Source organism: Bradyrhizobium sp. P2_E8 (assembly GCF_056403875.1).
On the sequence record NZ_JBFUES010000769.1, the window covers coordinates 1 to 3,722 of the forward strand.

General features: G+C 64.9%; 2 protein-coding genes. Both read left to right on the forward strand.

Going from position 1 to position 3,722, the window contains the following annotated elements; all coding sequences use genetic code 11:
- Positions 1 to 113: 113 nt before the first annotated feature.
- Positions 114 to 1,811 carry a diguanylate cyclase domain-containing protein gene (locus AC1D00_RS31425; protein WP_477013335.1) on the forward strand — a complete coding sequence of 566 codons (1,698 nt, stop codon included), beginning with the start codon at positions 114 to 116 and terminating at the stop codon, positions 1,809 to 1,811.
- A 280-nt stretch (positions 1,812 to 2,091) separates the two neighbouring features.
- The coding region (leuS, locus tag AC1D00_RS31430) for a leucine--tRNA ligase (protein ID WP_477013336.1) at positions 2,092 to 3,722 on the forward strand (1,631 nt) is incomplete at its 3' end.

Consider the following 3,722-nt stretch of genomic DNA (forward strand, 5'->3'; position numbering starts at 1 on the left):
GTCATGACATCGATTGGCTGTGGTCGTAACTGAGGTAAGTCCAATTTTACCGAGTTCAAGAAAGAGTTTTTGAACCCTTCGCTTTACCTTGGCCCATGGGGTGGGCAGCGAAGATGGCAAACGTCAGTTTCAACCGTAAGCGAGCAAAACTCAAGCAGGTCCTGGGAATCCGGGCGCGGCTTGCGTTGCTCGCTGTGATTCTGGTGGCGCCCTTAATGCTCGAGCGCATCCGTTCGCTCGAGGACACGCGCAGGAGCCAGATCGCGCAGGCCGCGGCCGAGTTCAACATCGTCGCAAGGCACAGCGCCGATGCGCAGCGCGAGGTGATCTCGTCGGTCGAGACCATCCTGAAATCGGAAGCCTTCATCCGCGCCTCCGTCGGCGGCATCAGCAAGAGCTGCGACGTGCTGCGCGCGAGCCTGCCGTCGAACCTTCCATGGATTCGCACGCTTTTGATCGCCGGTCAGGACGGACGCATCCAGTGTGCCACCAACAACATGTATGTCGGCCTCGACCTCAGTGACCGGCCTTACTTCCAGCAGGCCCAGGAAACCGGCCGCTTCGTGCTGAGCGATTTCATCCTGTCGCGGCCCGTGCAGACGCCGACTGTCATGGCGGTGTACCCGGTATCCGCGTTCAGCGGCGTGTCCGATGCCGTGGTGCTCGCCACCGTCAACCTCGACTGGATGTCGAAGGTCATGAGCAATCTCGGCGGCCGCGCCGGCATCACTGCCGTGCTGGTCGACAGCGCCGGCACCGTGCTGGCCGCACCGGCCGACCAGCACAGCGTAGTGGGTCGTCCGCTCGACAACATGCCGCTGATGTCGGCAATCGCCGACAGGGCGCTGCGGTCGGACCAGGACGAGGGCTCGCTGTCTTTCCTCGCCGCCGACGGCTCCCGCCGCGCGGTCAGCTACATCCGCATCGCCGGCACCAACGCCCGGCTGATCGCCAGCATCGACGAGGACAAGGTATCCGCGGCGGTGAGCCGCGACATCCGCACCGCCTATCTGCAGCTCGCGTTCGTCGTCGTATTCGTCCTGCTCGGCGCGCTGATCGCCGCCGAAAAACTCGTGATCAAGCCGATCGAGATGCTCGCCGACATGGCGAAGCGGCTCGGCGAGGGCGATCTGTCGGCGCGCGCGGCGCGCAATCGCCTGCCGGCCGAATTCGTGCCGCTGGCCCGCGCATTCAACGCGATGGCCGCGCAACTGAGCCAGCGCGAGCGCGAGCTGATCGCGAGCAACGACCGCCTGACGGTGATGGCCTCGATCGACATGCTGTCGGGGCTCGCCAACCGCCGCGGCTTCCAGAGCCGGCTCGACTTCGAATGGATGCGCGCGCAGCAATATGGCAGCGACCTCGCGCTGCTGATGATCGACGTCGACCACTTCAAGCKCYTCAACRACACCTACGGCCATCTCGAAGGCGATTCCTGCCTGACCAGGCTCGGCGAGTCGCTGTCCGGCATCGCCGCCGACACGATGGGCTTCGCGGCGCGCTACGGCGGTGAGGAATTCTGCCTGTTGCTGCCGAACACCGACGTGAATCGCGCCGTGGAGATCGGCGAGCTGGTGCGCGCGGCCGTGCTGAAGCTCTGCCTGCCGCACATCACGTCCGCCCACATGATCGTCACCGTCTCGATCGGCGTTGCCGCAACGCGGCCCAACGAGGCCTTGCGCCCCGGCGACCTGATCGAAGCCGCCGACGCCGCGCTCTACGCCGCCAAGCACCGCGGCCGCAACAAGGTCGTCGAGCACGGCGTGCAGGCGATCGAGACCGGCGCGGCTGGTATGATGATGGCGGGCTGACGGCCGCTGGCCCGCGGCCTCGGTGCGATCGAGGTCGTCTCCCGTCCCCACGCGATCTCACCACGGGCGGCAAGTTCGGCGCCYGGCAGCCACGGGTATCGAGGTCTTGGCCAGCCGCGTCCTCGCATTGGCCCCTTGACCACCCCCAACGGCGCCTCGGTATTTGCGCGGGCGGACAGCAGCCCTGCCCCTTGCGGCAACCCGTTGACCCCACGGCTGCTTTTGTGGCCTAGTCCGCCGTCTTCAGGACGGCCGAACCCACGAAAAAACCAACGATTCCATGACCTCCGAACGCTATAACGCCCGCGATTCCGAACCGCGCTGGCAAGCCACCTGGGACGAAAAGGCGATCTTCGTCTCCCGGAACGATGATTCGCGRCCGAAATACTATGTGCTCGAGATGTTCCCCTACCCGTCCGGGCGCATCCATATCGGCCATGTCCGAAACTACACGCTCGGCGACGTGCTGGCCCGCTTCATGCGCGCCAAGGGGTTCAACGTGCTGCACCCGATGGGCTGGGACGCCTTCGGCCTGCCGGCCGAGAACGCCGCGATCGAGCGCAAGGTCGCCCCCAAGGCCTGGACCTACGACAACATCGCCGCGATGAAGAAGCAGCTCCGCTCGATCGGGCTGTCGCTGGACTGGAGCCGCGAGATCGCGACCTGCGATCCCTCCTACTACAAGCACCAGCAGAAGATGTTCCTGGACTTCCTGCGTGCGGGCCTTGCCGAGCGCGAGAAGCGCAAGGTGAACTGGGACCCCGTCGACATGACCGTGCTCGCCAACGAGCAGGTGATCGACGGCAAAGGCTGGCGTTCCGGTGCCGTCGTCGAGCAGCGGGAAATGAACCAGTGGGTCTTCAAGATCACGAAGTACTCGCAGGAGCTGCTGAGTGCGCTGGATACGCTCGACCGCTGGCCCGACAAGGTGCGGCTGATGCAGCGCAACTGGATCGGCCGCTCCGAGGGTCTCCTGGTCCGCTTCGCGCTGGACCAGACGACGCCGGCCGGCGAGAGCGAGCTGAAGATTTTCACCACGCGCCCCGACACGCTGTTCGGCGCGAAGTTCATGGCGATCTCGGCGGATCACCCGCTGGCGACGGCCGCCGCCGCGAAGAACCCTGAGCTCGCGGAGTTCATCGCCGAGATCAAGAAGATCGGCACCGCGCAGGAGATCATCGACACCGCGGAGAAGCAGGGTTTCGACACCGGCATCCGCGCGATCCATCCGTTCGATCCGAACTGGAAGCTGCCGGTCTATGTCGCCAACTTCGTTCTGATGGAATACGGCACCGGCGCGATCTTCGGCTGCCCCGCGCATGACCAGCGCGACCTCGACTTCGTCAACAAGTACGGCCTCGGCAACACGCCGGTGGTGTGTCCCGAAGGCCAGGATCCGAAATCGTTCGTCATCACCGACACGGCCTATGACGGTGACGGCCGCATGATCAATTCGCGCTTCCTCGACGGCATGACCATCGAGCAGGCCAAGGACGAGGTTGCAAAACGCCTCGAAAACGAGCTGCGCGGCAACGCGCCGGTCGGCGAGCGTCAGGTGAATTTTCGCCTGCGCGACTGGGGCATTTCTCGCCAGCGTTACTGGGGCTGCCCGATCCCCGTCATCCATTGCCCGACATGCGATGTGGTGCCGGTGCCGGATGCCGACCTGCCGGTGAAGCTGCCTGACGATGCGACCTTCGACAAGCCGGGCAACGCGCTCGACCATCATCCGACCTGGAAGCACGTCACCTGCCCCAAATGCGGGGCCAAGGCTCAGCGCGAAACCGATACCATGGACACCTTCGTGGATTCGTCCTGGTACTTTGCACGCTTCACCGATCCCTGGAACGAGAACGCGCCGACGACGCCCGCGGTCGCCAACCGGATGCTGCCGATCGACCAGTATATCGG